Annotated in this window: 25 protein-coding genes; 10 read left to right on the forward strand and 15 right to left on the reverse strand. The window is 63.2% G+C overall.

The genetic code is table 11. The features are described from left to right. Window position 1: 1 nt before the first annotated feature. The 6 genes from AC3IQ7_RS26225 to AC3IQ7_RS26250 form a co-directional block, all read right to left on the reverse strand. Window positions 2-343 (reverse strand): DUF3325 domain-containing protein, encoded by a 342-nt coding sequence (locus tag AC3IQ7_RS26225; RefSeq protein WP_099376521.1) that lies wholly within the window; start codon window positions 341-343, stop codon window positions 2-4. After that, entirely contained in the window at window positions 340-2,043 is a 1,704-nt protein-coding gene (locus AC3IQ7_RS26230) for a PepSY-associated TM helix domain-containing protein (RefSeq protein ID WP_489207728.1), read from the reverse strand. The genes AC3IQ7_RS26225 and AC3IQ7_RS26230 overlap by 4 nt, the downstream gene beginning before the upstream one ends. Then, window positions 2,040-2,321 (reverse strand): hypothetical protein, encoded by a 282-nt coding sequence (locus tag AC3IQ7_RS26235; RefSeq protein WP_489207729.1) that lies wholly within the window; start codon window positions 2,319-2,321, stop codon window positions 2,040-2,042. Before AC3IQ7_RS26235 ends, AC3IQ7_RS26230 begins: the two co-directional genes overlap by 4 nt. Before the next feature lie 110 nt (window positions 2,322-2,431). Next, the gene (locus AC3IQ7_RS26240) at window positions 2,432-4,633 is read right to left on the reverse strand and encodes a TonB-dependent siderophore receptor (RefSeq protein ID WP_489207730.1); all 2,202 of its coding nucleotides are present in this window, start codon (window positions 4,631-4,633) and stop codon (window positions 2,432-2,434) included. 112 nt (window positions 4,634-4,745) lie between these two features. After that, window positions 4,746-5,738, reverse strand: coding sequence for a FecR domain-containing protein (locus tag AC3IQ7_RS26245; RefSeq protein WP_489207731.1), 993 nt, complete (start codon window positions 5,736-5,738; stop codon window positions 4,746-4,748). Then, window positions 5,735-6,244: a sigma-70 family RNA polymerase sigma factor gene (locus AC3IQ7_RS26250; protein WP_099376517.1), complete on the reverse strand. Its 510-nt coding sequence runs from the start codon at window positions 6,242-6,244 to the stop codon at window positions 5,735-5,737. Before AC3IQ7_RS26250 ends, AC3IQ7_RS26245 begins: the two co-directional genes overlap by 4 nt. Window positions 6,245-6,483: 239 nt before the next feature. Between AC3IQ7_RS26250 and ffh the strand changes: the two genes are divergently transcribed. Beyond that, window positions 6,484-7,851: a signal recognition particle protein gene (ffh, locus tag AC3IQ7_RS26255; protein WP_034780269.1), complete on the forward strand. Its 1,368-nt coding sequence runs from the start codon at window positions 6,484-6,486 to the stop codon at window positions 7,849-7,851. A 161-nt stretch (window positions 7,852-8,012) separates the two neighbouring features. On the opposite strand, the gene AC3IQ7_RS26260 is transcribed toward ffh, so the two are convergent. Next, the gene (locus tag AC3IQ7_RS26260) at window positions 8,013-8,210 is read right to left on the reverse strand and encodes a hypothetical protein (RefSeq protein WP_489207732.1); all 198 of its coding nucleotides are present in this window, start codon (window positions 8,208-8,210) and stop codon (window positions 8,013-8,015) included. 77 nt (window positions 8,211-8,287) lie between these two features. Here AC3IQ7_RS26260 and AC3IQ7_RS26265 point away from each other — a divergent pair, with 77 nt between their 5' ends. Further along, window positions 8,288-8,683 (forward strand): SWIB/MDM2 domain-containing protein, encoded by a 396-nt coding sequence (locus tag AC3IQ7_RS26265; RefSeq protein ID WP_071653383.1) that lies wholly within the window; start codon window positions 8,288-8,290, stop codon window positions 8,681-8,683. Window positions 8,684-8,762: 79 nt separating this feature from the next. Here the strand turns inward: AC3IQ7_RS26265 and AC3IQ7_RS26270 are convergent, their stop codons facing one another. Both AC3IQ7_RS26270 and AC3IQ7_RS26275 read right to left on the reverse strand, forming a co-directional pair. Next, window positions 8,763-9,389 carry a lytic transglycosylase domain-containing protein gene (locus tag AC3IQ7_RS26270; RefSeq protein WP_099376515.1) on the reverse strand — a complete coding sequence of 209 codons (627 nt, stop codon included), beginning with the start codon at window positions 9,387-9,389 and terminating at the stop codon, window positions 8,763-8,765. After that, window positions 9,386-11,125 carry a proline--tRNA ligase gene (locus tag AC3IQ7_RS26275; RefSeq protein WP_489207733.1) on the reverse strand — a complete coding sequence of 580 codons (1,740 nt, stop codon included), beginning with the start codon at window positions 11,123-11,125 and terminating at the stop codon, window positions 9,386-9,388. Before AC3IQ7_RS26275 ends, AC3IQ7_RS26270 begins: the two co-directional genes overlap by 4 nt. A gap of 204 nt (window positions 11,126-11,329) precedes the next feature. Here AC3IQ7_RS26275 and AC3IQ7_RS26280 point away from each other — a divergent pair, with 204 nt between their 5' ends. Next, the gene (locus tag AC3IQ7_RS26280) at window positions 11,330-11,962 is read left to right on the forward strand and encodes an RNA pyrophosphohydrolase (protein WP_034780273.1); all 633 of its coding nucleotides are present in this window, start codon (window positions 11,330-11,332) and stop codon (window positions 11,960-11,962) included. A 102-nt stretch (window positions 11,963-12,064) separates the two neighbouring features. On the opposite strand, the gene mqo is transcribed toward AC3IQ7_RS26280, so the two are convergent. Then, window positions 12,065-13,663, reverse strand: coding sequence for a malate dehydrogenase (quinone) (gene mqo, locus AC3IQ7_RS26285; RefSeq protein ID WP_489207734.1), 1,599 nt, complete (start codon window positions 13,661-13,663; stop codon window positions 12,065-12,067). Between the two features lie 35 nt (window positions 13,664-13,698). On the opposite strand from mqo, the gene AC3IQ7_RS26290 reads away from it, so the two are divergent. From AC3IQ7_RS26290 to AC3IQ7_RS26310, 5 genes are all read left to right on the forward strand, one after another. Further along, a complete protein-coding gene (locus tag AC3IQ7_RS26290; protein WP_158301081.1) occupies window positions 13,699-13,875 on the forward strand; it encodes a hypothetical protein in 177 nt (58 codons plus the stop codon). A gap of 178 nt (window positions 13,876-14,053) precedes the next feature. Then, the gene (locus AC3IQ7_RS26295; protein WP_442778289.1) at window positions 14,054-14,524 is read left to right on the forward strand and encodes a DUF1841 family protein; all 471 of its coding nucleotides are present in this window, start codon (window positions 14,054-14,056) and stop codon (window positions 14,522-14,524) included. A 46-nt stretch (window positions 14,525-14,570) separates the two neighbouring features. Beyond that, a complete protein-coding gene (locus AC3IQ7_RS26300) occupies window positions 14,571-15,689 on the forward strand; it encodes a saccharopine dehydrogenase family protein (protein ID WP_489207735.1) in 1,119 nt (372 codons plus the stop codon). Further along, window positions 15,686-16,156: a DUF2269 family protein gene (locus AC3IQ7_RS26305; RefSeq protein ID WP_489207737.1), complete on the forward strand. Its 471-nt coding sequence runs from the start codon at window positions 15,686-15,688 to the stop codon at window positions 16,154-16,156. Before AC3IQ7_RS26300 ends, AC3IQ7_RS26305 begins: the two co-directional genes overlap by 4 nt. Then, complete coding sequence (locus AC3IQ7_RS26310) at window positions 16,153-16,536, forward strand: DoxX-like family protein (protein WP_099376510.1); 384 nt, start codon at window positions 16,153-16,155, stop codon at window positions 16,534-16,536. Before AC3IQ7_RS26305 ends, AC3IQ7_RS26310 begins: the two co-directional genes overlap by 4 nt. Window positions 16,537-16,584: 48 nt before the next feature. On the opposite strand, the gene AC3IQ7_RS26315 is transcribed toward AC3IQ7_RS26310, so the two are convergent. From AC3IQ7_RS26315 to nirK, 3 genes are read right to left on the reverse strand one after another with little or no spacing between them, the layout of a single operon-like run. After that, a complete protein-coding gene (locus tag AC3IQ7_RS26315; RefSeq protein ID WP_489207738.1) occupies window positions 16,585-18,858 on the reverse strand; it encodes a nitric-oxide reductase large subunit in 2,274 nt (757 codons plus the stop codon). A gap of 14 nt (window positions 18,859-18,872) precedes the next feature. Further along, window positions 18,873-19,550, reverse strand: coding sequence for an iron-sulfur cluster repair protein YtfE (gene ytfE / locus AC3IQ7_RS26320; protein ID WP_489207739.1), 678 nt, complete (start codon window positions 19,548-19,550; stop codon window positions 18,873-18,875). A 30-nt stretch (window positions 19,551-19,580) separates the two neighbouring features. Beyond that, entirely contained in the window at window positions 19,581-21,047 is a 1,467-nt protein-coding gene (gene nirK, locus AC3IQ7_RS26325) for a copper-containing nitrite reductase (RefSeq protein WP_489207740.1), read from the reverse strand. A 150-nt stretch (window positions 21,048-21,197) separates the two neighbouring features. Here nirK and norR point away from each other — a divergent pair, with 150 nt between their 5' ends. Further along, window positions 21,198-22,754, forward strand: a complete 1,557-nt coding sequence (gene norR / locus AC3IQ7_RS26330; RefSeq protein ID WP_489207741.1) for a nitric oxide reductase transcriptional regulator NorR — start codon at window positions 21,198-21,200, stop codon at window positions 22,752-22,754. Window positions 22,755-22,767: 13 nt separating this feature from the next. On the opposite strand, the gene AC3IQ7_RS26335 is transcribed toward norR, so the two are convergent. Both AC3IQ7_RS26335 and AC3IQ7_RS26340 read right to left on the reverse strand, forming a co-directional pair. Next, the gene (locus AC3IQ7_RS26335; protein ID WP_489207742.1) at window positions 22,768-23,109 is read right to left on the reverse strand and encodes a c-type cytochrome; all 342 of its coding nucleotides are present in this window, start codon (window positions 23,107-23,109) and stop codon (window positions 22,768-22,770) included. An 11-nt stretch (window positions 23,110-23,120) separates the two neighbouring features. Next, window positions 23,121-23,450, reverse strand: coding sequence for a c-type cytochrome (locus AC3IQ7_RS26340; protein ID WP_489210530.1), 330 nt, complete (start codon window positions 23,448-23,450; stop codon window positions 23,121-23,123). 233 nt (window positions 23,451-23,683) lie between these two features. On the opposite strand from AC3IQ7_RS26340, the gene AC3IQ7_RS26345 reads away from it, so the two are divergent. Then, window positions 23,684-24,553, forward strand: coding sequence for an AAA family ATPase (locus AC3IQ7_RS26345; RefSeq protein WP_099376505.1), 870 nt, complete (start codon window positions 23,684-23,686; stop codon window positions 24,551-24,553). Window positions 24,554-24,561: the final 8 nt, after the last annotated feature.

Genomic DNA, 24,561 nt, shown 5'->3' on the forward strand with positions numbered 1-24,561 from the left:
ATCACCGCAGGAACGTCACAAGACCTGCCAGCGCGGCGACGGCTGCCAGCAGGGAACTACGAAACAGCAAGCGGGGGGCATATGGCAGCAGCAGGGCCACCAGCAGCGCGCCGGCCCCGATGAATCCCAACCAGGCAACCACGCCGACGGTGGCGCTCCAGCCAGCCACGCAGGGCCAGATGGCCAGCGCCAGCAGGACGGTACCGGCCAGTTGCAGCGCGCGCCGCACGTTCGGCGCCGCGTCCCTGCCCCAGACCTGGCCATGGTGGCGGTCCATCGCCAGCGACAGGCTGGCCATGCCCGCATACGACAGGCCCAGCGCGCAAAGGATGGTAGTGATCATGACTGTCCTTCCGTATTGACTTGCAGGCTGGCCGTGGGCGCAGCGTTTTCCTTGGGTGCAGCCTTCTTGAGCGGTTTTTCCTTGCGCTTGTGGACTTTCCACGCGCCCCAGGCGGCCAGCAGGCCGAAAGCCATGCTGCCCAGTTCCACGCCGGCGCTTTCCCAATCGCCGCGCGCGATCTGCGCCGCCAGGTTGTCGCCCGTACTCAGGACATTCAATACAGGCAGCAGCAGGCACAGGGCAGCAAGCAAGCCCAATTGCTCGATCCACGCGCGCTTTTCCCCGCGCAGGCAGGCGTGCACCAGCATCACAAACCACACACCGAAGAAGGCGCGCACTTCCCAGCCGGCGCGCTGCTCGATGCCGACGGGGATCAAACGGTTCGCCCACAGAAAGCCCACGCAGGCGATGGCCAAGCCGGCGATCGCCGCCACGTTCAGGCATGTGATGACCCGGTACACGCGCTGCGTGTAGGCGCCGAACTCGCCGCCGGACTTCTGGCGGCGCTTGACCATGAACAGGATCGCCCCCGTGCCCATCATGGCCGTACCGGCCAGGCCGCAGAAGAAGTACAGCCAGCGCATCGGCGTGCCGCCGAAACCGACCATGTGCAGGTTCGACATGACGGAGCGCGTCAGGCCCGCGCCGCCCGTGTCCGACTCGCCCGGCAGGCGCAAGGCAACCTGCTCGCCCGTGGCCAGCGCATAGCAGGCCCGGCCCGAATTGGCGCTGATCCGTTCCAGCAAATCCGCGTCCTCGTTCCAGCCATACATGCAGACGCGCATGGAGGCATCGTTCGGATTGTCCAGCACCACGGCGCGGATTTCCTGGCCGATGGCCTGCTCGGCGCGCAGCGCGAACGATTCCAGCGCGGGAATGGCCAGCGGCTGGCCCGAGCGCGCAGGCTTGCCCGCATCGTTCCAGTCGCTCAAAAAGGCCTTCTTGGGATTATCCATGCCGTATTGCGCCACCACGGGGGCCGGCACATAGTCATCGCTGAAGAAGGCCAGGCCCGTGTAGGCGATCATGAACTGGAACGGCAACGTCAGCACGGCCACCGCGTTGTGCGCGTCGAGCCACGAACGCTGGCCCTTGGCCGGGCGGAAGGTGAAGAAATCCTTGAAGATGCGCTTGTGCGTGATGACGCCACTGACCAGCGCCACCAGCATGATCATGGTGGTGATGGCGACGATCCATACGCCGATGCGTCCCGCATGCAGCTCGTAATGGAAATCGACGAAATGGTGGCCGCCGATGGTGTCGCGCTCCGTTGCCTCGCGCGCATGCTCGATGACGGCGCCCGTCAGCGGATCGAGGTCCGCCGAGCCATAGCCGCCGCTGGGCTGAAACCAGTAGGCGGACAGGCCGTGGCCGGGACGCTGCACGGGCCATATCTCCCACATGTCCGCCTTCGGGTGTTCCTTCGCCATGAAGTCGAGCGCCAGTTCCAGGCGGTGCGCGCGGTCCGTGACCTTCGGCAGCGGCGGATCGTTCGCGTGCGCCGCCTCTTCCAGCGCGTGTTCGGGCGTCATCCAGTGGCCGATCGGGTCGTCGAAGACGGCCAGGGTGCCGGTCAGGAAAATGGCGAACAGTAGCCAGGAAATCCACAGGCCGCTCCACGTATGCAGCCAGGCCATGGCCTGGCGCAAGCCGCCCTGCTGCGGCGTTTTCACCACTTTGTCTACCTTGACGGCGTTCATGCGGCACCTCGCGACAGCAGCATGCCGATGCCGCCGCAGACGATGGCCGGCAGCAGCATGCCGAGCCAGGCACGGCGCAGGTCTTGCACGGCAAAGACCCAGATCACGGCGCAGGTGTAGACGACGAAGGCGCTCAGGGTCGCCGTCAGCACGGCTTCGGCGCGCGACAGCGGCAGCACGGCGGCCAGCAGCACGGCCACGCCGGATGTCAGCGCATAGCCGCCAAAGACGGCGGCCAGCACGCGCGAGAACAACATCATGTGGGCCGATTTCATCATCGCGGCGCTCCCCGCGGCATACGCTGGCGCGCGCCATCGCGGGCCAGATTCAACTGCACTTCCATAAGCCATGCATCCTTCATCAAGATAGATCATTCAAAAGCGGTTATTTACAATGTGTAGTTCAAGGTCAGCATCAGGTTGCGCGGCGTGCCCACCAGGTTGCCCACCACATCGGAGTAGATGCTCTGGTAGTAGCGCTTGTCGAGCGCATTGTTCACGTTCAGGCGCAGCTCGGCGCGGCTGTCGATCTGCCACGCGGCGTTCAGACCCACGATCGCGTAGCGGCCCTGGCGCAGATGGTAGGCGCCTTCCTTCGACTCGGTCGCGCCCTGCCCGTACACCGAAGCGCCGATGCGCCAGCCCTGCGCTGCGCCGGACAGGCGGTAGCTGGTGGCCAGCTTGAGCTGCTGGCGCGGATAGCGGCTGTTGAAATCCTTGCCGATATTGGCCGGATCGCTGTCGCGCGTAAATTGCGCCTTCACATACGTAAAACCGGCCGACAGCTGCCAGTCGGGCGTCAGCGCGCCCGCCACGTCCAGCTCCACGCCTTCGCTGCGCACTTCGCCCGACGCGCGCTGGCAATAGCCCCAGGTGCTGCCAGGGCAGGGATTCGGGCCGGCCAGGTCGTCCACGCCGCGGTTTTGCTGGCGGATCTGGAACACGGCCGCGCTGGCATTGAGGGCGCCGCCGAAGTATTCGCCCTTCACGCCCGCTTCATAGTTGGTGCCGCTGACCGGCTTCAGGGGCTGCCCATTGGCGTCGGTGGACGCTTGCGGCTGGAAGATCTCGGTCCAGCTGGCGTACACGGAATGCTGCTTGTCGAGGTCATACACGACACCGGCGTAGGGCGTGAATTCGCGCGCCACCGAGTAGCCGGCATCGTCCTTGTACCAGCTCACGCGCCCGCCCAGCACCAGTGACAGCGGCTCGGCCAGGCGCATGCGCGTGCCCGCATACACGCCGCTTTGTTCGGTGATGCTGGCCGTGCGCCACTGCGCGTAATTGATGACGGGACGCGCCACGCTGCCCGCATCCCAGTTGAACGGGTCGAGCACCGGCGCCGCCGCGCCCCAGCTGTACGGGGCCCAGCCGCCATAGCTGTTTTTCGACGAACGGCGGTGGCTGGCGCCGACCGTCAGCTCGTGTTCGCGGCCGAACAGGCTGTAGCTGCCGCTGGCATACGCGTCATAGCTGGTGTTGGCCAGCTCGGCGCGGTAGCTTTGCGAATTGAAGCGCAGGGTGTCGCCGCGGCGGTTGATGCCGGAAAACGTCGTGTCGATCTCGGGCGTCTTGCGCGTGGCGGCCAGCTTGGCCTTCCAGCCGTTGGCGAAGCGGTGCTCCAGCTCGGCGAAGATGGTTTTATCGGTCTGGCGCCAGTCATCGAAGTCGGTGCCCAGGTAGGTCGAGCGGGGCAAGTTCAAAAAGCTGCCGTCGGCGGCCGTCACCACGCCCGTCGCGATGCCGTCGTTATCCGTCTTGCGGTAGTGGGCGCCCAGGGTCAAGGTGGTGTCGGGGCGCAAATCGGCCTCGATGATGCCGTACAGCTGGTGATTGCGGCCATGCAGCACGTCGACAAAATCATTCTTGTCCTGCACCGTCGCGACGATGCGTCCGCGCAGGGTCTTCGCTTCGTTGAGCGCGTTGGCCGCATCCGCTTCCAGCCGGTAGTTGCTCCAGCTGCCGACGCTGGCCGAGAATGACGCTTGCGGCGTGGCCGTCGGGCGCTTGCGCACCATATTGATGGCCGCGCTGGGCGTGCCGCTGCCCGTCATCAAGCCCGTGGCGCCGCGCACCACTTCGATGCGGTCATAGATGGCCAGGTCGTCATTGTCGCCATTGAAGGTGCCGTTCGCGCCCAGGCTGGTAGGCAAGCCATCGAACAGGATGTTCTCGACTGGAAAGCCGCGTGCGCTGAAACTGCCTGAATCGCCCGTAAAGTTGCCCTTTTGCATGACAAGGCCCGTGATCGACTGCACGGCGTCGTCCAGTGTCGTGATGCCCAGGTCGTCGATCTGCTGGCGCGTCAGCACGCTGACCGACTGCGGCGTTTCGCGCAGCGACAGGTTCAGCTTGGTTGCCGTATTGCTCACGCCCGTCGTATAGGAGCCGCTGCCTTCCGTCGTCGCATCGCGCCCTGCCGTGACGGACACGCCAAGCATGGTCTGTTCGGCAGCAGGGATGGCAGGCGCGGCCTGCTGCGCCAGCGCCGGCAGGCTGGCGGCCAGGCACAAGGCCGCCGCGGCCTGCGCCAGCGGACGCAGTGCGGAGTGAGACGATGGCAAACTGACAAAAGGCAAAGCGTGCGACATGCAAGTTCCTGATAGTGGTGGCGTCATCAGACGGTAAAAAACAGGCGCCTACTCTGTAGGTGCCGCGAAAACAAAAAACGGGCAGTCCGGCTGCAAATATATTTTGTGGGTACTACGGCGCCGGTTCGACGCTGACCCAATACCGCGTGCGGCTGCGCACCTGCACCGGCAGTGAGTTGGGCAGCATGTTCAGGATGCGCTGGGTGTCGGCCAGCGGGAACACGCCCGACAGGCGCAGCTGGGCCACCTCCGGCGCGCAATGAATCACGCCGGGGCGGTAGCGGGCCAGGTCGGCCAGGAAATCGCCGAGGGTCACGTCGTCGACGATCAGCTGCCCGTGCGACCAGGCGTGCGCATATGCATCGATGGCGTGCGGCGCGTCTGGCGCCTGACGGGAAAACGCCACGCCGTGGCCGGCCGCCAGCAGCAAGGGCGCGCCGCTGCCGTCGCGGGGCAGGATTTCAACGGCGCTTTCCAACACGTCCACGGTGCTGTAGCCATCCTGCTGGCGCACGGCAAAGCGAGTGCCCAGTGCACGCACACGGCCTTCGCGCGTGGCCACCACCAAAGGCGCGTCGCTGCCGGCGCCATGGCCGCTGGTGACGAGGATCTCGCCAGCCAGCAGCTCGATCAGGCGCCGGCTGGCGTCGAAACGCACGTTCACGGCCGAAGCCGTATTCAGGCTGAGCACGCTGCCATCGTCCAGCACCACCTCGCGCCGCTCGCCCTTGGCCGTGCGGTAGTCGGCGCGCAGGGCGCGCACGCCATCCCAGGCATCCGTCTGCGCGGCCAGCATGCCGCCGCCGGCCGCCACGCCCAGCCACGCCAGCAACTGGCGCCGCTTGCCGTTGACGGCTTGCTGCTGCGTGCCGGCCAGCGCCTGTGCGGCCGCACCGCGGTGCAAGCCGTTGATCCGTTGCGTGACAGCGTCGATATGCTGCCAGGCCCGTTCGTGTTCCGGGTCGGCCTCGCGCCAGCGCTGCCAGGCGGCGTGTTCCGCTTTGCTGGCCTCGCTCGACATCAGCACGGTCAGCCACTCGGCCGCCTGCTGCTGCACGTCCTCGCGGATGGCTGCCGGGGCTGCGGGTTCTGCCACCGTGCTCATGCCGGCAGGGAGAAAAACACCTGGCGGTTGGCACGCGTCAGGTATTGCTTGACCGAGCTGGCCGACACGTTCAGACGCGCGGCGATCTCGGCATAGCTGAGGCCCTCCAGTTGCGCCAGCAGGAACGCCGTGCGCACGGGCGCCGGCAAGCCGTCGAGGGCCTGGTCGATTTCCTGCAAGGCTTCCAGCGCCAACAGCCGTTCTTCGGGCGCGGGCGCCACCTCGGGCGGCAGGCAAGCGAGCGCCTCCAGATACGCGTCTTCCAGCACTTGCCGGCGGTAGCGGTGCGCCACCAGACGGCGCGCGATGGTAGCGAGAAACGGCCGCGCTTCGCGGATCTGCGGCGCGGAATCGGCCGTCAGCACGCTGATGAAGGTGTCTTGCGCCAGGTCCGCCGCGTCGCCCGCATTGCCCAGCTTATGCCGCAGCCAGCCCTGCAGCCAGCCGTGATGGCTGCTGTAGAGCGCGTGCAGGTCTTGTTGCTGTGCAAAATCGGCGGCCGACATGGCATCCCTTTCCGCTCAGGCGTGCGGCACCCGAGAATGTAAATAAGAATTATTCTCATTTTAACCGTGTTTTTGACTTTCATGCAATCGCGGCATTGCCAGAAATACCAACTAATTCAAAAGCAGGCCAACCGCCAGGCGATGCAGCGCAGGACCGCCAGCCAACCGCGATAAGGTAAAATGACGGCCATCGTCCGGCTTTCGCCGCCCACTCCCAAGCTTTTCATTGCAGGTTCATCATGCTAGATAATCTCACCCAACGGCTTGCCAAAGTCGTCAAGACCATGCGCGGCGAGGCGCGCCTGACCGAAGCGAACACCGCCGACATGCTGCGCGAAGTGCGCCTGGCGCTGCTCGAAGCCGACGTCGCCCTGCCCGCCGTGCGCGAATTCATCGCCAAAGTCAAAGAAAAAGCCATGGGCGAGGATGTCATTTCCTCGCTGACGCCAGGCCAGGCCCTGGTTGGCGTGGTGCAGCGCGAGCTGGCCGCCCTGATGGGCGCCGACCTGGGCCCGGAAGCGTCGCAGATCAGCTTTGCGCAACAGCCGCCCGCCATCATCCTGATGGCCGGTTTGCAGGGTGTGGGTAAAACCACCACCGTCGGCAAGCTGGCGAAGTACCTGAAGGAAGAAAAGAAGAAGAAAGTGCTGACCGTCTCGGCCGACGTGTACCGTCCCGCCGCGATCGCCCAGCTGCAATCGGTCACCGCCCAGGTGGGCGCCGACTTCTTCCCGTCCAGCAGCACGGACAAGCCGGTCGATATCGCCCTGGCCGCGCTGGACTGGGCGAAAAAGCATTACCACGACGTGCTGATCATCGATACGGCCGGTCGCCTCGGTATCGACGAAGAGATGATGCGCGAAATCGCCGCCGTCCACGGCGCCGTGAAACCGATCGAAACCCTGTTTGTCGTTGACGCCATGCTGGGCCAGGACGCCATCAACACGGCCAAGGCCTTCAATGATGCGCTGCCGCTGACGGGTATCGTGCTGACCAAGCTTGACGGTGACGCGCGCGGCGGTGCGGCCCTGTCCGTGCGCCACATCACGGGCAAGCCGATCAAGTTTGCCGGTGTCTCGGAAAAACTCGACGGCCTGGAAGCGTTCGACCCGACCCGCATGGCCAACCGTATCCTGGGCATGGGCGACATCCTCGCCCTGGTGGAAGAAGCGCGCAAGGGCGTCGACAGCAAGGCGGCGGCCGACCTGGCGCAAAAAATCAAGGTCGGCGGCAAGTTCGACATGAACGACTTCAAGGCGCAATTGGGCCAAATGAAGAAAATGGGCGGCATGGCCAACCTGATGGACAAGCTGCCGGCCCAGTTCCAGCAGGCGGCAGGCGGCAAGAACATGGATCAAGCCGACAAGCAGGTGCGCCGCATGTGCGGCATCATCGACTCGATGACGCCGCAGGAACGCGCCAAGCCTGAACTGATCAAGGCCACGCGCAAGCGCCGCATCGCCGCCGGCGCCGGCGTGCAAGTGCAGGAAGTGAACCGCATGCTGACGCAATTCGAGCAAATGCAGACGATGATGAAGAAATTGTCGGGCGGCGGCATGATGAAGATGATGCGTTCCATGAAGGGTATGATGCCCGGCATGAGGTAGTGGAAGGCTTCAAAATCCACTGCGCGGTGGTCTTTGCGGCCGGCGATGCTCACCGTACTAAAGTACGGTTGCGCTTCTCAGCCACAAATACCATCCGCTCGCTGTGATTTTGAAGGCCTTTTTTACGCCGCGTGAGACGTAGTTCAAGTCAAGAAACACCGTTATAAAATCATGCCGGATTGCATTTTCATGGCGTCCGGCATCATTTCCGCCCTCCCCGCAGTACCCCTCCCCGCATAGCCAGCAACCATGCCATTTACGGGCAAAAACGCCGTTCTGCGCTCCCAAGCGGTGCGCCCGGGCGACAGCATTGCCATTTCCCTGCTTTTTCCTCGTGAAAACGTGAAAAACACTTGCATACAAGGTAAATCCACACCAATATTAGCCGTGCGATTAATTGCGCAATTTCCCATGTGTTTGTTAAGGAGGCTCGAAGATGGCAACAGCCAAAAAAACCCCAGTAGCAGCGCCAGCCAAAGCAGCAGCAGCCAAGCCTGCAGCCGCCAAGAAAGCAGCACCCGCAGCCAAAGCAGCAGCTAAACCAGCAGCGGCGAAGAAAGCGGCAGCACCGGCAACACCACGCAAGCCAAACGCAGCATTCATGAAAGCAATGACGCCATCGAAAGAGCTGGCCGCCGTTGTTGGCGCAGCACCACTGCCGCGCACGGAAGTGACCAAAAAGGTATGGGATTACATCAAAAAACTCGATCTGCAAGATCCGGCCAACCGCCGCATGATCAATGCGGACGACAAGCTGAAAGCAGTTTTCGGCGGCAAAGCCCAAGTCTCCATGTTTGAAATGACGAAACTGATCTCCGATCATTTGAAATAATCAGATACGCACAGGGCGTTTCGCGCCGTGTGAGTGCCCCGCCGCTTTACTGCGAGCGGGGCATTTTTTTGCCTGCCGTTCAAGCGGCCGGCTTGAATTCCCACTGCCGCCACGCCGCCCGCACGGCATTCGGATACTCGGCCCGTCCCCGGCTGCCGTTATACCGCCCCAGCGCCAGGTACAAATCGCCCTTTTCCATATCCAGGTACATGCGCAAAATCGCGCAGCCGTAGCGCAGATTCGTCTGCATGTGGAACAACTTGCTGCGGTCGCTGTCGCCGATGACGCCCGTCCAGAACGGCATCACCTGCATGTAGCCACGCGCGCCAGCCAGCGAGACGGCATATTTGCGGTAGGCGGATTCCACCTGGATCAGGCCCAGCACGAGGGCCGGTTCCAGACCCGCGCGGCGCGCTTCGTACCAGACGGTTTCCAGAAATTCCGTGCGCAGCTGGGCGTCCGGCAGCTTGCGCTGCAGGCGCGACGACATCTGCGCCAGCCATTGCTGGTAGCGCTGCAAGTCGGCGGGCGTGGCAAATTTGGGCTGCGGCGGGCGTTCGTCGCGGATCGCGTGCGACAGGGCCAGGCGGACGGAGTCGGCCAGCGCCTCCTCCTTCTGGTTGCCAGCCTGCGCCGGAGCGACGCAGGCCAGGCAGGCGGCCAGCGCGAGCGCGCCAGCCGTCTTGCTTACTGATAGACGCTTCACTGCGCCATTTTGCCCTGGATGAAGGCGACGATCTCGTCCGGTGCCACGCCAGTTGCTTCCGCGTCGCGGCGGCCCTGGTATTCCAGCTTGCCTTCTTTCAGGCCGCGCTCGCCGATGACGATGCGGTGCGGCACGCCAATCAGTTCCCAGTCAGCAAACATGGCGCCAGGGCGCAAACCGCGGTCGTCGACGATGACGTCCACGCCAGCGCCTTGCAGGGCCGCGTACAGCTTCTCCGTCTCTTCCTTGACCAGTTCGCTACGGTCCATGCCCATCGGGCACAGCACGACCTCGAATGGCGCGATCGACGCCGGCCAGATGATGCCCTTGTCGTCGAAGTTCTGCTCGATGGCGGCGCCCAGGATGCGCGTCACGCCGATGCCATAGCAACCCATCTGCAACGGCGCAGGCTTGCCGTTTTCGTCGAGGAAGGTGGCTTTCATGCTTTCCGAGTACGCCGTACCCAGCTGGAACACGTGGCCCACTTCGATGCCGCGCTCGATGGCGAGTGCACCCTGGCCGTCCGGCGAAGCGTCGCCGGCGACGACATTGCGCAAATCGGCCACGATGGCAGGCTCGGCCACGTCACGGCCCCAATTGGCGCCCGTGTAGTGGAAACCGGCCTCATTCGCGCCGCACACGAAGTCGCTCATGTGGGCGACCGTGCGGTCCGCCACCACGGTGACGGGTGCCTTCGTGCCGATCGGGCCCAGGTAGCCAGGAATCGTGCCGTAGACTTCCAGGATTTCCGCTTCCGTGGAGAAACGGTGACCGGCCAGGCCGGCAACCTTGCCCACCTTGATCTCGTTCAATTCATGGTCGCCGCGCAGCAGCAGCATGAAATGCTGTTTCGTGACTTTTTCATCCTTGCCCGTCGTTTCCACCGTCAGGGCGATGGTTTTCACGGTGCGCGACAGTTCCAGGCCCAGCAAGGCGGCCACGGTTTCGCACTTGACGGTGTCCGGCGTAGCCGTTTTCGTCAGCGCCTGGGCGGCGGCCGGGCGCTCACCGGCTGGCGGCAGCGCTTCGGCCGCTTCCATGTTGGCGGCGTAGTCGGACGTCGGGCAGTACACGAGCGCGTCTTCACCCGTGTGGGCGATGACGTGGAATTCATGCGAACCGGAACCGCCGATGGCGCCGTTGTCGGCGGCCACGGCGCGGAATTGCAGGCCGAAGCGCGTGAAGATGCGCGTGTAGGCGTCAAACATGACCTTGTACGACGCTTGCATGCCGGCCAGGTCGCGGTCGAACGAGTAGGCGTCCTTCATGGTGAATTCGCGGCCGCGCATCAGGCCGAAGCGTGGGCGGCGCTCGTCGCGGAACTTGGTCTGGATGTGATAAAAGTTCAACGGCAACTGGCGGTAGGACTTGATTTCCGTGCGCACGACGTCGGTGATGACTTCTTCCGATGTCGGCTGGATCGCGTATTCGCGGCCGTGGCGGTCTTTCACGCGCATCAGTTCGTCGCCCATCTTGGTCCAGCGGCCCGTCTCTTGCCACAGTTCGGCTGGCTGCACGAGCGGCATCAGCAGTTCGATGCCGGCGGCTTTGTTCATCTCGTCACGGATGATGGCTTCCACCTTGCGGATCACGCGCAAGCCCATCGGCATGTAGGTATAGATGCCGGAACCGAGGCGTTTGATCATGCCTGCACGCATCATCAATTGGTGGCTGACGATTTCCGCGTCAGAAGGTGCATCTTTAAGTGTGGAAATAAAAAAACGGGAGGCGCGCATAACGGTGAATTCTTTTTAAAAAGAGAGGGTTATAATCAACCTAATTTTAAAGGATTAGCTGGCTGATGCGTCCATACTTTACACAAATGCGCTCAATTGGTGCGATTCCGGCGCTTTTCGCACCCCGAAAAGGTCACCGGCTTGCGAAGTTGTGGGTAATTATGTAAAAAAAGACGCACTGTCGCAGAAAGTTTGAGGTGCATTATGCTCGACCGTGAAGGGTTTCGGCCCAACGTCGGCATCATCCTGCTAAACGCCCAGAACGAGGTGTGGTGGGGCAAGCGGGTGCGCGAGCACTCATGGCAGTTTCCGCAAGGCGGTATCAAATATGGCGAAACACCGGAACAAGCCATGTTTCGCGAACTTGAAGAGGAAATCGGACTCAGACAGGAACACGTCAAAATTGTCGGCCGCACCCGCGACTGGCTGCGCTATGAAGTGCCAGACCACTTCATCAAGCGCGAGATTCGCGGCCATTACCGTGGCCAGAAGCAGATTTGGTTTCTGCTGAGAATGTGCGCGCGCGATAACGACGTCAATCTGCGCCTGACCGACCATCCCGAGTTCGACGCCTGGCGCTGGCATGAATACTGGGTCCCGCTCGATGTCGTCATTGAATTTAAACGCGATGTTTACCAGCGCGCCTTGCAGGAGCTGTCCCGCTTCCTGACCTGGCCCGTGCATGGCAACGCACAGCAAGCGCACCGCCACACGTCGCGCTACCTGCGCCAGCCCCATGCGCCACGGGCACAGGATGGTACGGCACTGGCCAAGCCTTGCGACGGCATTGCCGCCGAAGGGTGTACGCCGGAGCTGATTTTGCCAGGCAAGGAGTAGTCCGCCGCACCATGAACGCACTCTCCCACGCAAAAGGGGCAGCCTGAACAGGCTGCCCCTTTTTTCATGCCGGCAGGAAACTCCCCTGCCGGTCAGGCTGACTTAGTTTGCTGCCGGCGCTGGCGCAGCGGCGGGAACGTCCAGGGTAATCGCTTTGAGACCCAGGATATTGCTGCTGTAGTGGCGAATCTTGTTGGCCAGAGCCGGATCATTGTTCAGCTTTTGACCGTACGACGGCACCATTTCCACCATCTTTGCTTGCCATTCCGGCGTAGCCAGGCGGCTCTTGAATGCCGTTTGCAGCACCTTGATCATGATCGGCGGCGCGGTCGAGGCGCCTGGCGATGCACCCAGCAGGGCAACGATGCTGCCATCGGCGGCGCCGACGACTTCCGTACCGAACTGCAGCAAGCCGCCTTTGACAGGATCATCCTTGACGATCTGCACGCGCTGGCCCGCGTTTTGCAGGGTCCAGTCTTCCATCTTGGCGTTCGGCAAATACTCACGCAGGGTGTTCAAACGGTCTTCCGGCGTGTTCATGACCTGTTCGACCAGGTATTTCGTCAGCGGAATATTGTCATAGCCGGCTTGCAGCATGGGTTTCACATTGCCCGTGCCGATCGAGGCAGGCAAATCGATCCACGAACCGTTTTTCAGGAACTTGGTCGAGAAGGTGGCAAACGGGCCAAACAGCAGGGCTTTCTTGCCATCGATGATGCGCGTATCAAGATGCGGCACGGACATCGGCGGCGAACCGACGGATGCCTTGCCGTAGACCTTGGCTGCATGCGCCGCCACCAGTTCCGGATTCGTGGTCACCAGCCATTGGCCACCGACCGGCACGCCGCCGTAACCCTTGGCTTCAGGAATGCCCGATTTTTCCAGCAGCGGCAGCGAACCGCCGCCGGCGCCGATGAAGACGAACTTGGCGCGCATGGTCTTTTCCTTGCCAGCGTTCAAATCTTTCACCGTCACGTTCCACACACCGTCGGCGCCGCGCTGGATGTCTTCCACCTGGTGGCGCAGGTGCAGAACCATGCCATGGCTGTCCGTCAGGTATTTCACGAGGCCGCGCGTGAGGTTGCCGAAATTGACGTCGGTACCGATTTCCATGCGCGTCGCGGCCACTTTCTGGCCCTTGTCGCGGCCTTGCATGACGAGCGGCGCCCATTGCTCGATCTGCGCCTGGTCTTCCGAGAACAGCATGCCCTTGAACAGGTTTTCCTTTTGCAGCGCAGCATAGCGCTTCTTCAAAAAGGCAATATTGTCGTCGCCCCACACAAAGGCCATGTGCGGCACATTGTTGATGAAGGTTTGCGGTGCGCCCAGATGCTTGTTGGCTACCTGATAAGCCCAGAATTGCTTGGAAATTTCGAATTGCTCGTTGATGGCAACGGCTTTCTTGGTCTCGATGCTGCCATCGGCCGCTTCAGGCGTGTAGTTCAGCTCGGCAAACGCCGAGTGGCCCGTGCCTGCGTTATTCATCGCGTCCGAACTTTCGGCGGCCACGGAATCGAGGCGCTCGACCATTTCCATCGTCAGCGACGGATCGAGTTCCTTGAGCATGCTGCCCAGGGTGGCGCTCATGGTGCCAGCGCCGATCAGCAGCACGTCGACCGGTTTTTCGGACGAGGCCGGAGGGGTCTTGTTACATGCCGCCAGGATCAGGCACGACATCAAAAGTAATAGCGATTTACGCATACGTAACTCCGTTTATGAATACTGAAGGATGATTCTTGCGCGCCACCGTGGCGGCACCATCGCTGTATGAAATGCAAACAGCCAGCCGGAACGCCAGGGCGGCCGGACAGGTCAAGTCGATGGTGATAGGCATGCTGCCGCGCTCCGGGATATCCCTGGAGCAATATCTGGTGGCAAAGGTGCGGGCAATGGAAACAGGGGAATGGCAATAAAATCGCCGTCATGTCCAGTGCAAATATCAAGAGCGGCGATTTTATCACCGTTATTTGGCGCCGCCGGGCCGTGGCGGTAGTGGATAATACTTACTGCAGGGTATTAAATGACAGTGACTCTCGGGTCATGCCAGCGGTCGCCAGACGGCAAAAAGGGCATCCTCGATGCCCTTTATTTATGTACGCGGTACAATGCCGGCTGCCCTTTAGCCATAGTCCTTCAGCCATGTTCAACCCCTCTTCCGACGATGTGCGCCGTTTCTTTTGCGACACTTTGCGCAAGCACCGCGCCCATGACATCCTCACGCCGATGGAAGCCATCGCGCTCGACTGGATCCTCGAACACCCCGAGTATGAAAACGAGCTGAGCGACGTCGAAGCGGCGCTGGCGCGCGATTATTCCGTCGAAGGGGGGCAAGCCAATCCGTTCTTGCACCTGTCCATGCATCTGTCGATCACGGAGCAGGTGCAGGTGGACCAGCCGCGCGGCATCCGCCCGGCCGTCCAGCAGCTGACCCAGCGCCTCGATTCGGCCCATGCAGCCCAGCACGAAGTGATGGAATGCCTGGGCCAGATGATCTGGGCTTCGCAACGCTCGGGTTTGCCGCCGGACACGGATGCGTATATCGACTGCGTGCGGCGCCGCTGATCAGGTAGTATCATGTTGCCAAGAAACTCAGCCACTGAAGGATATCTTGGCCCATCACACCATTCTAGTACTCGGCGGTTACGGTTTTTTCGGCACGCGCATTTGCCAGGCGCTAGCCGGCAAACGGGATATCCATCTGCTGGTGGCCGGGCGCGACGCCGCCAGGGCCAGGGCACTGGTGGCGCAATTGGGCTTGCCGCCGCGGCAAGCACTGGCGCTCGATGCCGTTGCACCTGATCTGGCGCGGCGCCTGACCGAACTGGGCGTCGATACGCTGATCCATACCGCCGGCCCGTTCCAGGGCCAGGATTACCGTGTCGCCCGTGCGGCGATCGAGGCCGGTGCCAACTATATCGACCTGGCCGACGGTCGCGATTTTGTCGCCGGTATCGTCAGCCTCGACGACCTGGCACGCCAGCGCGGCGTGTTCATCACCAGCGGCGCCAGCTCGCTGCCAGCGCTGTCCTCGGCCGTGGTGGACCGCTACCTGCCGCGCTTTCGCCAGCTCACATCGATCTGCCACGGCATCGCCTCCGGCGCCCGCGCGCCGGGCATCGCCACCATGGCCGGCATCTTCTCGTACTGTGGCAAACCGTTCCAGCGCCTGGTTGCCGGCAGCCAGCAGACCACACACGGCTGGCTCGACCTGAAGCGCCACCGCTTTGCCGCGCCCGTGGGACGGCGCTTGCTGGGCAGCTGCGACGTGCCCGACCTGGCGCTGTTCCCGCAACGCTATCCGGGCCTCGACACCGTCACTTTTCACGCCGGTTTTGCCGGTGCGCCCGGCCATCTGTTCGTCTGGGCCGCCGCGCAACTGGTGCGCCTGGGCCTGTTGCGCAGCCTGCTGCCGCTGGTCAGGCCATTGCACGCCATTAGCCAATGGGTGGAACCGCTGGTCAGCGACAAAGGCGCGATGTTCGTGACGCTGCAAGGCACGGGACTCGATGGCCTGCCACTGACGCTGACCTGGCAATTGCTGGCGGCGCAAAACCACGGCCCGCATATCCCGTGCGGCGCGTCGATCGCGCTGGCGAACCGGTTGGCCAGCGCCAACAGCGGTGGCGCGCCGCTACCGCGCGGCGCGATGCCCTGCATCGGCCTGCTCACGGTGGAAAATTACCTGGCCGCGCTGCAAGGCCATGATGTGACCGAGGTACCGGCATGAGCTGGTACCTGTTCGTCAAATGGCTGCACATCATCAGCGCCACCATCCTGTTTGGCACCGGCATCGGCATCGCTTTCTTCAAGTGGATCAACGACAGGGGCGGCGAGGTGCGTGCGATCCGCCTATCGGCCGAAAAGACCGTGCTGGCCGACTGGCTGTTCACCACGCCGGCCGTCATTGTCCAGCCGCTGTCCGGACTGGCACTGGCGCACCTGGCCGGCTATCCGATCCTGTCCGGCTGGGTCCTCGCCTCGATGCTGCTGTATGCGCTGGCCGGCGCCTGCTGGCTACCCGTGGTATGGCTGCAGATCCGCATGCGCAGCCTGGCCCGCCTGGCTGACGACATGGGAACACCGCTGCCGCGCCTGTACTGGCTCTATGCGCGCTACTGGTTCTGGCTCGGCGTGCCCGCATTTGCCGCGCTCATGCTGGTCTACTGGCTGATGGTTGCCAAGCCCGCGCCATGACGCCAGCAAAGCTGCAAGGGCTGTACTGGGCCATGCGCCTCGGCATGGCCTTTATCTGGCTATGGACGGCGTTTGTGTCCTGGTATCTGTATCCGCATGCCGAATCGCTCGCATGGCTGCGCCGTAGCGGCATCACGCTGCATACGGAACACGTGTTTGCCGCCTCCTGCCTGGCCGACCTGGCCATGGGCATCGCCTCACTGCTCCATGCCAGGCCGTTGCTATGGTGGACGCAGTGCGCGCTGGTGGCCGGCTATACACTGGTGATCGCCGTCTTCCTGCCGGAATTCCTGATACACCCTTTCGGCCCGCTGACGAAAAATATCCCGCTGGTCGCCGGTCTCGTCTTCCTGGCCCTATATGAAAAAAGCCGTGGCTAGCACGGCTTCGGGAGATCGATCAACAACACTCGACGGCGCAGCAACCGATCAGGCTGGCCGTACCGCCTGTGGCAGCGCGGGTGCCTTCACCTTGTCCATCAATCCCAGCACCACCTGCAATGCCATGGCGATGGCGCCAACGATGAAGACCACGTCGCCGAAGGTGCGTATCCAGCGCAGGTTCTGCAACAGCGGCTGCTGCATGAACGCTTCGCTGCGCGCATACCACAGGCCTTCCGTCACGCTGGCGTGGAACTGGATGATGCCTATCGGCAGCAAGCTGGTAAAGATCATCAGCACCAGGCCCGCATTCAAGCCCCAGAACGCCGTCTTCATCAAGGCAGGGCTGAAGCGGTAGTCGGGCCGCAAATAGCGCAGCACCAGCAAGGTAAAGCCCAGCGCCAGGAAGCCGTACACGCCGAACAGCGCCGCATGCGCATGCACGGGGGTCGTGTTGAGACCCTGGATGTAGTACAGCGCCACGGGCGGATTGATCATGAAACCCAGCACGCCGGCGCCCAGCATGTTCCAGAAGGCGACGGCGACAAAGCACATCATGGGCCAGCGCAACTGCTCCATCCACGGCGCGCGCTCCTTCAAGCGCCAGTTTTCCCACGCTTCATGCCCCAGCACGATCAGCGGCACCACTTCCAGCGCACTGAAGCTCGCGCCGATGGCCATCACGGGCGTGGTGGTGCCGGCGAAGTACAGGTGGTGGAAGGTGCCGGGTATCCCGCCCAACATGAACAGCGAGGCCGACGCCAGGCTGGCCGTCGTGGCCATGCGCACCGACACCAGGCCCAGGGTCGAAAAGATGAAGGCCAGCGCCGTCGTGGCGAACACTTCGAAGAAGCCTTCCACCCACAGGTGCACCACCCACCAGCGCCAGTATTCCATCACGGACAGGTGCGTGCGTTCGCCGTAGAACAGGCCGGCGCCGTAAAACAGGCCGATGGCGCCGACGGATGCGGTCAGCAGCGCCAGCAGGTTCTTGTCGCCGCCCGGCTTGCGCAGGGCCGGCACGACGCCGCGCAGCATCAGCACAAGCCACAGCAGGATGCCGATATATTTACCGATTTGCCACAAGCGTCCCAGGTCCACATATTCATAACCCTGGTGACCCAGCCAGAAATTCCACTCGGGCGGCATCACTTGCGCAATGGCCAGGTAGTTGCCGATGAACGAACCGACGACGACTGCGACGAGGGCCCAGAACAGCACGTCGACACCGAGGCGCTGCCACTTGGGGTCCTTGCCGCCATTGATCAGGGGCGCGAGGAACAGGCCGGCGGCCAGGAAGCCCGTGGCGATCCAGAACAGCGCGGCCTGGATATGCCAGGTGCGCGTGAGCGCATAAGGGAACCAGCGCGACACGTCGACGCCGTAGAACTGCTGCCCTTCCACCGTGTAGTGCGCCGTAAAGCCGCCGATGAAGACCTGGAAGGTAAACAGCGCCACCACCAGGAACAGGTATTTTCCCAGTCCCCGCTGCGAAGGCGTCAGGGCGAACGTGGTGAGCGGATCGCGCGGACCGGCGGCCGGCAGCGCTTCGTCGTGGTCGCGCAAGAAAGCCCAGCCCCAGACGAGGAAGCCCACGCCGGCCAGCAGCACCACCACGCTGGCGACCGACCAGACGAGGTTTTCGCCGCTGGGCTGGTTGCCGATCAGCGGTTCATGCGGCCAGTTGTTCGTGTAGGTTACTTTCTGGCCAGGACGCTCGGTGGCGGCGGCCCACGCCGTCCAGAAGAAGAACTGCGTCATCTGCGCGCGCCGCTCGGCGCTGGGCAGGGTGTTTTCCTTCATGGCGAAATGCTCGCGGCTGGCGTGCAGCGCCGGCGCGTCGGAGAACAGCTGGTCGTAGTAATGGGCCGTGTTGGCGATCGCTTGCACGCGGCGCGGCGACAGGCGCAGCACTTGCGCATCATCGGTGCGGTTGCCCCGGTATTCGAGCTTGAGCGCTTCGCGTAGCGCCGCCTGCGCGGGGCCGTCGAGCGCCGCGTACGCCTTGCCATGCTGTTCTTGCGCGGCCAGTTCCAGCCAGGCCGTCAATTCGCGGTGCAGCCAGTCGGCCGTCCAGTCGGGCGCCTGGTAGGCGCCGTGGCCCCAGATGGAACCGAGCTGCATGCCGCCCACCGATTGCCAGGCCGTCTGGCCATCGAGGATGCCCTCGCGGTCGAACAGCTGCCGGCCATCCTGCGCCAGCACTTGCGCGGGAATGGGCGGCGCCTGCCGGTAGACTTCCGTGCCGTAGTAGCCGAGCAGCGAAAACGTCACGATCAGCACACCGATCAGGGTGAACCAGAGTTTTTTGTAGGGACCCATGGGTCTTTCCTTTGTCAGTGCACCACGGCCGGCGCAAAGCGCTCGAACAGGATATTGTTTTCGGTATGGATGTGCGCCATCAGGTCTGCACGGAAGGTGCGCAAGCCCGTGTACAGCGCGCGCCAGGTGGTGCAGGCGCCGGCCGGCGCGGTGATATCGTTCGTCATTGCCTCCATGGCGCGCAAGGCCACGCCATGGTCGTCATGCTCCATGCGCATCACGTTGATGGGCGCGCCGGCCCGGGGCCCCTGGCCGCGCACGATCATCGGAAACAGCACGTCTTCTTCCTTGCGCATGTGGCTTTCCAGCTCCTGCGCCATGGCCGACAGGTGTCCCGCCAACCCGTGCGGACAGTCGGCGCGGTCGCCATGCACCTGCTCGACCTTGCGTGCCAGGCGTATCAGCTCGGGCAGCTGCTCGCGGTGCACGGCGTGGTAGCGCGCCAGGATGTGCTCCACCAGTTCGGTGGCCGAGGCCTCCTGCCAGTCAAGCTCGCCGCTGGCGTCAGTCCGTCCTGCCAGCAGTTTCAGTTCCTCGACGATGGGCGCCGTGTCCACGCCGGCCGCTTCGGCCGCCGCGCGCAATGTCTTGTTGCCGCCGCAGCAGAAATCCAGGCGGTGCGCATCGAACAGGCGCGTGGCGCCGGGGATGCGGCGGGCCAGCTGGCCCAGGGATTGTTCGATCAGTTCCATAGATACTCCTTGATGATGAATGTGGTGGTGTTATTGAACGGCGCCCGCGTGGTAGACGCCGGGCACGGCTTCGCCAGTCACTTCCAGCACGCCCACGGCGCCCTTGCCGGCGCGCGACAGCGCATGGTCGACCAGCAGATAGCTGCCAGGGTGCTGTACCTTGAGTTCGACGATGGTCGCGCCGCCCGGCGCCACGAGCGTCGTTTGCACGTCGTGTTTCGGGCTGCTGATCGAGCCTTCGCTGTACACCTTGTCGAAGATCTCGCCGATGATGTGGAACGATGAAATCTTGTTCGGGCCACCGACACCGAAATAGATGCGCACCGTCTCGCCGACTTTCGCCTGCAGTTTGTGCGTCTTGCTCAGGGCGCCCACTTCGCCATTGAAGACGTAGTAGTCGGGCAGCTCATTCGCCATTTTTTCCAGGTTCGGCTCCTGGTGCACGGGGGCGCCGTGCGGACGGCCCGTGTACATCTCGCCCTGCATCACGTAGTACTCGCGGTCGACTTTCGACAGGCCGCCTTCCGGTTCGACGAGGATCATGCCGTACATGCCGGCCGCGATATGCTGCGGCACCAGCGGCGTGGCGCAGTGGTACACGAACAGGCCCGGATTGAGCGCCTTGAAGGTGACGGTTTTTTCCTGCCCCGGCGCCACCTGCGTGTGCTGTCCGCCGCCATGGCCGCCCGTCACCGCATGCAGGTCGATCGAGTGGATCATCTTGCTGTCCTTGGCGTTGAACAGGGTCAGTTCCACCGTGTCGCCCACCTTCGCGCGCAGCATGGGGCCCGGCACTTGCCGGTTGAAGGTCCAATACGTAAAACTGGTGCCGTCATCGAGCTTGCCCGGCAGTTCCACCGTCTCCATCCGGTATTTCAGGGTTTGCGGCGCGCGCGCGCCGATGGCGGTCGGCACGGAGGCCGGATTCGCCGCCACGTTGACGGCAGATGGGTCGGGGCCACGCATCGGCGACGGCGCCGGCGTGTACAGGGCCAGCGCGGCGGCCTGGCTCGATTCGCTGGCGGCCTTCGGGGCCGCCGTCTCGGCCAGCGACGTGCCGCTTACTTCCAGCTTGCCTTCCATGCCGATCTGGCGGTGGCCGGGAATCGAGCAGTAATAGGTGAACGTGCCGGCGCGCGTGACCTTGAAGCGCACGGTGGTGCTGCCGCTATTGGCGCTGAACTTGGCCGATGCGACGTTCAGTTCCGGGATCAGCAAATCGTGCTCGGCGCCTTCGCCGCTTTTCAGCACGAGTTCCACCGTGTCGCCCACCTTGGCCGCCAGCACGGGGTTGACCTGGCCCTTGGCGTCGATGAACACCATCTTGCCGTCGACGATATTGGTTTGCAGTTCATAGCGCTTGAGCGTTGCGGCTACAGGTTTGGCCGCAGTGGCGGCGGCGCTGGCAGGCAGGCTCGCCTGGGCTTGCACGGACAGGGGCATGGCCAGTACGCAGACGGCGGCGGCGATGGCGCGGAGGGAGGGAGTCGTTTTCATCAAGCTTTCCTTGGTCTTGTATGCCGGTTCGGCACCCTTACCTAGGCAATCCGTGTGCCAGGAAAAACTTGTTTTAAATCAACGATTTGAAAAATGCAGGGTCGGTATGACCCTCTTTGGACGTGGTCCGTTGTACCCTGCATGGTACTTATGACCACCACTGCCATCCACCTGCTGTTACTGACCGACCTGGTCGCCGACCTGCCCGTGGCCGTGCGCCTGCAGCGCCTCGTCGGTAGCCTGCGCGCGCACTTCGGCTGCGAAGCCGTGGCCTTGCTCAAGCTCGATGGCGAACACTTGCGCCCCGTGGCAATGGCCGGCCTGGCCAGCGACGCGCTGGGACGCCGCTTCGCCGTCGCCGACCACCCGCGCCTGGCCGCCATCCTGCAGCGGCGCGGCGTGCTGTGCTTCCATCACGACAGCTCCCTGCCCGATCCCTACGATGGCCTGATCGCCGAGCGGGCCGGCGAGCCGCTGCCCGTGCACGACTGCATGGGCATGGCGCTGGACCTGGAAGGCGAACGCTGGGGCGTGATCACGCTCGACGCGCTGCAGGTCGGTACCTTCGATACGCAGGCGCAGCGCGACCTGGGCGAACTGGCCTGCGCCATCGAGGCGGCCGTGCGCGTGACGCGCCTGGAGACGGAAATCCGCGCCCTGCGCCTGTCGGGCGGCGCCATGCTGGCCGATGCACAGGCGCCGCGCGAGGAACATGACTTCGTCGGCCAGAGCAGCGCCATCACGCACTTGCTGCACGAATTGCAGGTGGTGGCCGATTCGGAACTGCCCGTGCTGCTGCTGGGAGAAACGGGCGTGGGCAAGGAACTGTGCGCGCACCGCCTGCACCGGCTGTCGCGCCGCGCCGGCAAGCCCCTGATCCACGTCAATTGCGCGGCCTTGCCCGAGTCCCTGGCCGAAAGCGAATTGTTCGGCCATGTACGCGGCGCGTTTTCCGGCGCCGTCAGCGACCGGCCCGGACGCTTCGAGGCGGCCGAAGGGGGCACCCTGTTTCTCGATGAAGTGGGGGAATTGCCATTGTCGATACAGGCCAAGCTGCTGCGCACCTTGCAAAATGGCGAAATCCAGCGCCTGGGCGCGGACCGGCCGCGCAGGGTCAACGTGCGCGTGATCGCCGCCACAAACCGCAGCCTGCGCGAGCATGTGCGCGACGGCTCGTTCCGCGCCGACCTGTATCACCGTCTATCCGTGTATCCCGTGCCGATTCCGCCGCTGCGCGAGCGGGGCAATGACGTGCTGCTGCTTGCCGGCGGCTTCCTGGAACTGAACCGCGCGCGCCTGGGCTTGCGCAGCCTGCGCCTGTCCGCTGCGGCGGAAAACGCCTTATGCCATTACCGCTGGCCGGGCAATGTACGCGAACTGGAACATGTGATCAGCCGGGCCGCGCTGAAAGCCGTGATCCGCGGCGCGGACCGCAAAGAGATAGTAACGCTGGAAACGGATATGCTCGACCTCGATGCGCTGGAAGCGCCGGCCGGCGCGGACGCGCTGCCACCAATGTCGGCCGCATGTGGGGCGCCGGCGGCGCCGCTGCTATCGATGCATCAGATCGTGGAAGCGAGCCAGCGCCAGGCCATCCGCCAAGCGCTGGTGCTGCATCAGGATAACTGGGCCGCCGCGGCACGGCAATTGGGACTCGACGCCAGCAATCTGCACAAGCTGGCGCGCCGGGTGGGGCTGAAGGCCTGAGCCGAACTCAAACTCAGCGGTGGATCACCAGGGTGGTCGGCAGGCTGTGAAGGTAGGCGGCCAGATCCTTGATGTCCTGGTTGCTCAGCGGTTTTACCTGGCCCGTCATGATGGCGTTGTTGCGGCCGTTGGCCTTGTCGCCCCGTTTATATGCCGTCAACGCGTGTTCCAGGTAATCCTTGTGCTGGCCCGCCAGTTTCGGGTACGACGGGTCGATGGGTGAGCCGTAATCCTTGCCGTGGCAGGTGGCGCAGCTGTATTTTTCGGCCAGGGCTTTACCTGTATTGATATTGCCGGCGGCGCTGGCACCAAGCGAGACGGTGGCGCAAACGAGGGCGGCGAGTAATTTTTTCATCTGGCTGGTCCTCAGTTCGGCTTGGCTTGTTGCGCATAATACGCGGCGACATCGGCGATATCCTGCTCCGACAGGCTGCTGGCGATACCCTTCATGCTGGGGTGCTTGCGGTCGCCTTTCTTGTAGGCTTGCAGCGCATTCTCGATATATTTTGCCGGCTGGCCGCCGATCATCGGCACCTGGAATACTTCGGGGAAGGTCGCCTTATAACCGGGGATGCCGTGGCAGCCGATACACATTTCCACCTTGGCAGGGGCTGCCTTGGCGTTTCCTACAATGTCAGCCGCTGTGACGGCATTTGCTATGCCGGCAAGCACGAGAAGTGCAAATATTTTTTTCATAGTGGCAATGTGAACAAAGGTAATCGGAGAAACGCCAGAGCTGGTTTTTATTGATTTTATGTATTGACAATTAAGGTTGACAATTAATCTGCTGCTTGCCGATTCTAGCCAAGATATTCTTGCAAGTCCACCTATAAAACCCGCATTGTAGGCAGGCAGGCACAGGCCGTCTGCGTGGCGGTGCGCCACAGTTCTGTTTATACTCACCATTTCCCTACTTTGGCAGACCGCTCATGCAAGCACAGCACACCCAGCAAGGCCAACGCTTCGAAGGTTCCGACAGCTATGTCGCCACCGCCGACCTGAAACTGGCCGTGAATGCGGCGCTGACCCTGCAACGCCCGCTGCTGATCAAGGGCGAACCGGGCACGGGCAAGACCATGCTGGCCGAGGAAGTAGCCGCCGCGCTGAACATGCCGCTGATGCAATGGCATATCAAATCGACCACCAAGGCGCAGCAGGGCCTGTACGAATATGATGCCGTCTCACGCCTGCGCGATTCGCAGCTGGGCGACGAGCGCGTGCGCGACATCCAGAACTACATCGTCAAGGGCGTGCTGTGGCAGGCCTTCACGGCGCCCGAACCGGTGGTGCTGCTGATCGATGAAATCGACAAGGCCGACATCGAATTCCCGAACGACCTGCTGCGCGAACTGGACCGCATGGAATTCTATGTCTACGAAACGCGCGAAATGGTCACGGCGCGCCACCGTCCGCTCGTCATCATCACCTCGAACAACGAAAAGGAATTGCCGGACGCCTTTTTGCGCCGCTGCTTCTTCCACTACATCAAATTCCCGGACAAGGACACGATGGAGCAGATCGTCGCCGTCCATTACCCGCACCTGAAACAGGAATTGCTGGCGCAGGCGCTGCAAACCTTCTATGAAGTGCGCGACGTGCCGGGCCTGAAGAAAAAACCGTCGACGTCGGAATTCCTCGACTGGCTCAAGCTCCTGCTGGCCGAAGACATCCCGGTCGAAGCGCTGCGCAGCAAGGACAACAAGGCCGTCGTGCCGCCGCTGCACGGCGCGCTGCTGAAAAACGAGCAGGACGTGCACCTGTTCGAGCGCCTGATGTTCATGTCGCGCACCAACCGTTAAGGAGCGCC

It is taken from the genome of Janthinobacterium sp. GL_088, assembly GCF_057837845.1.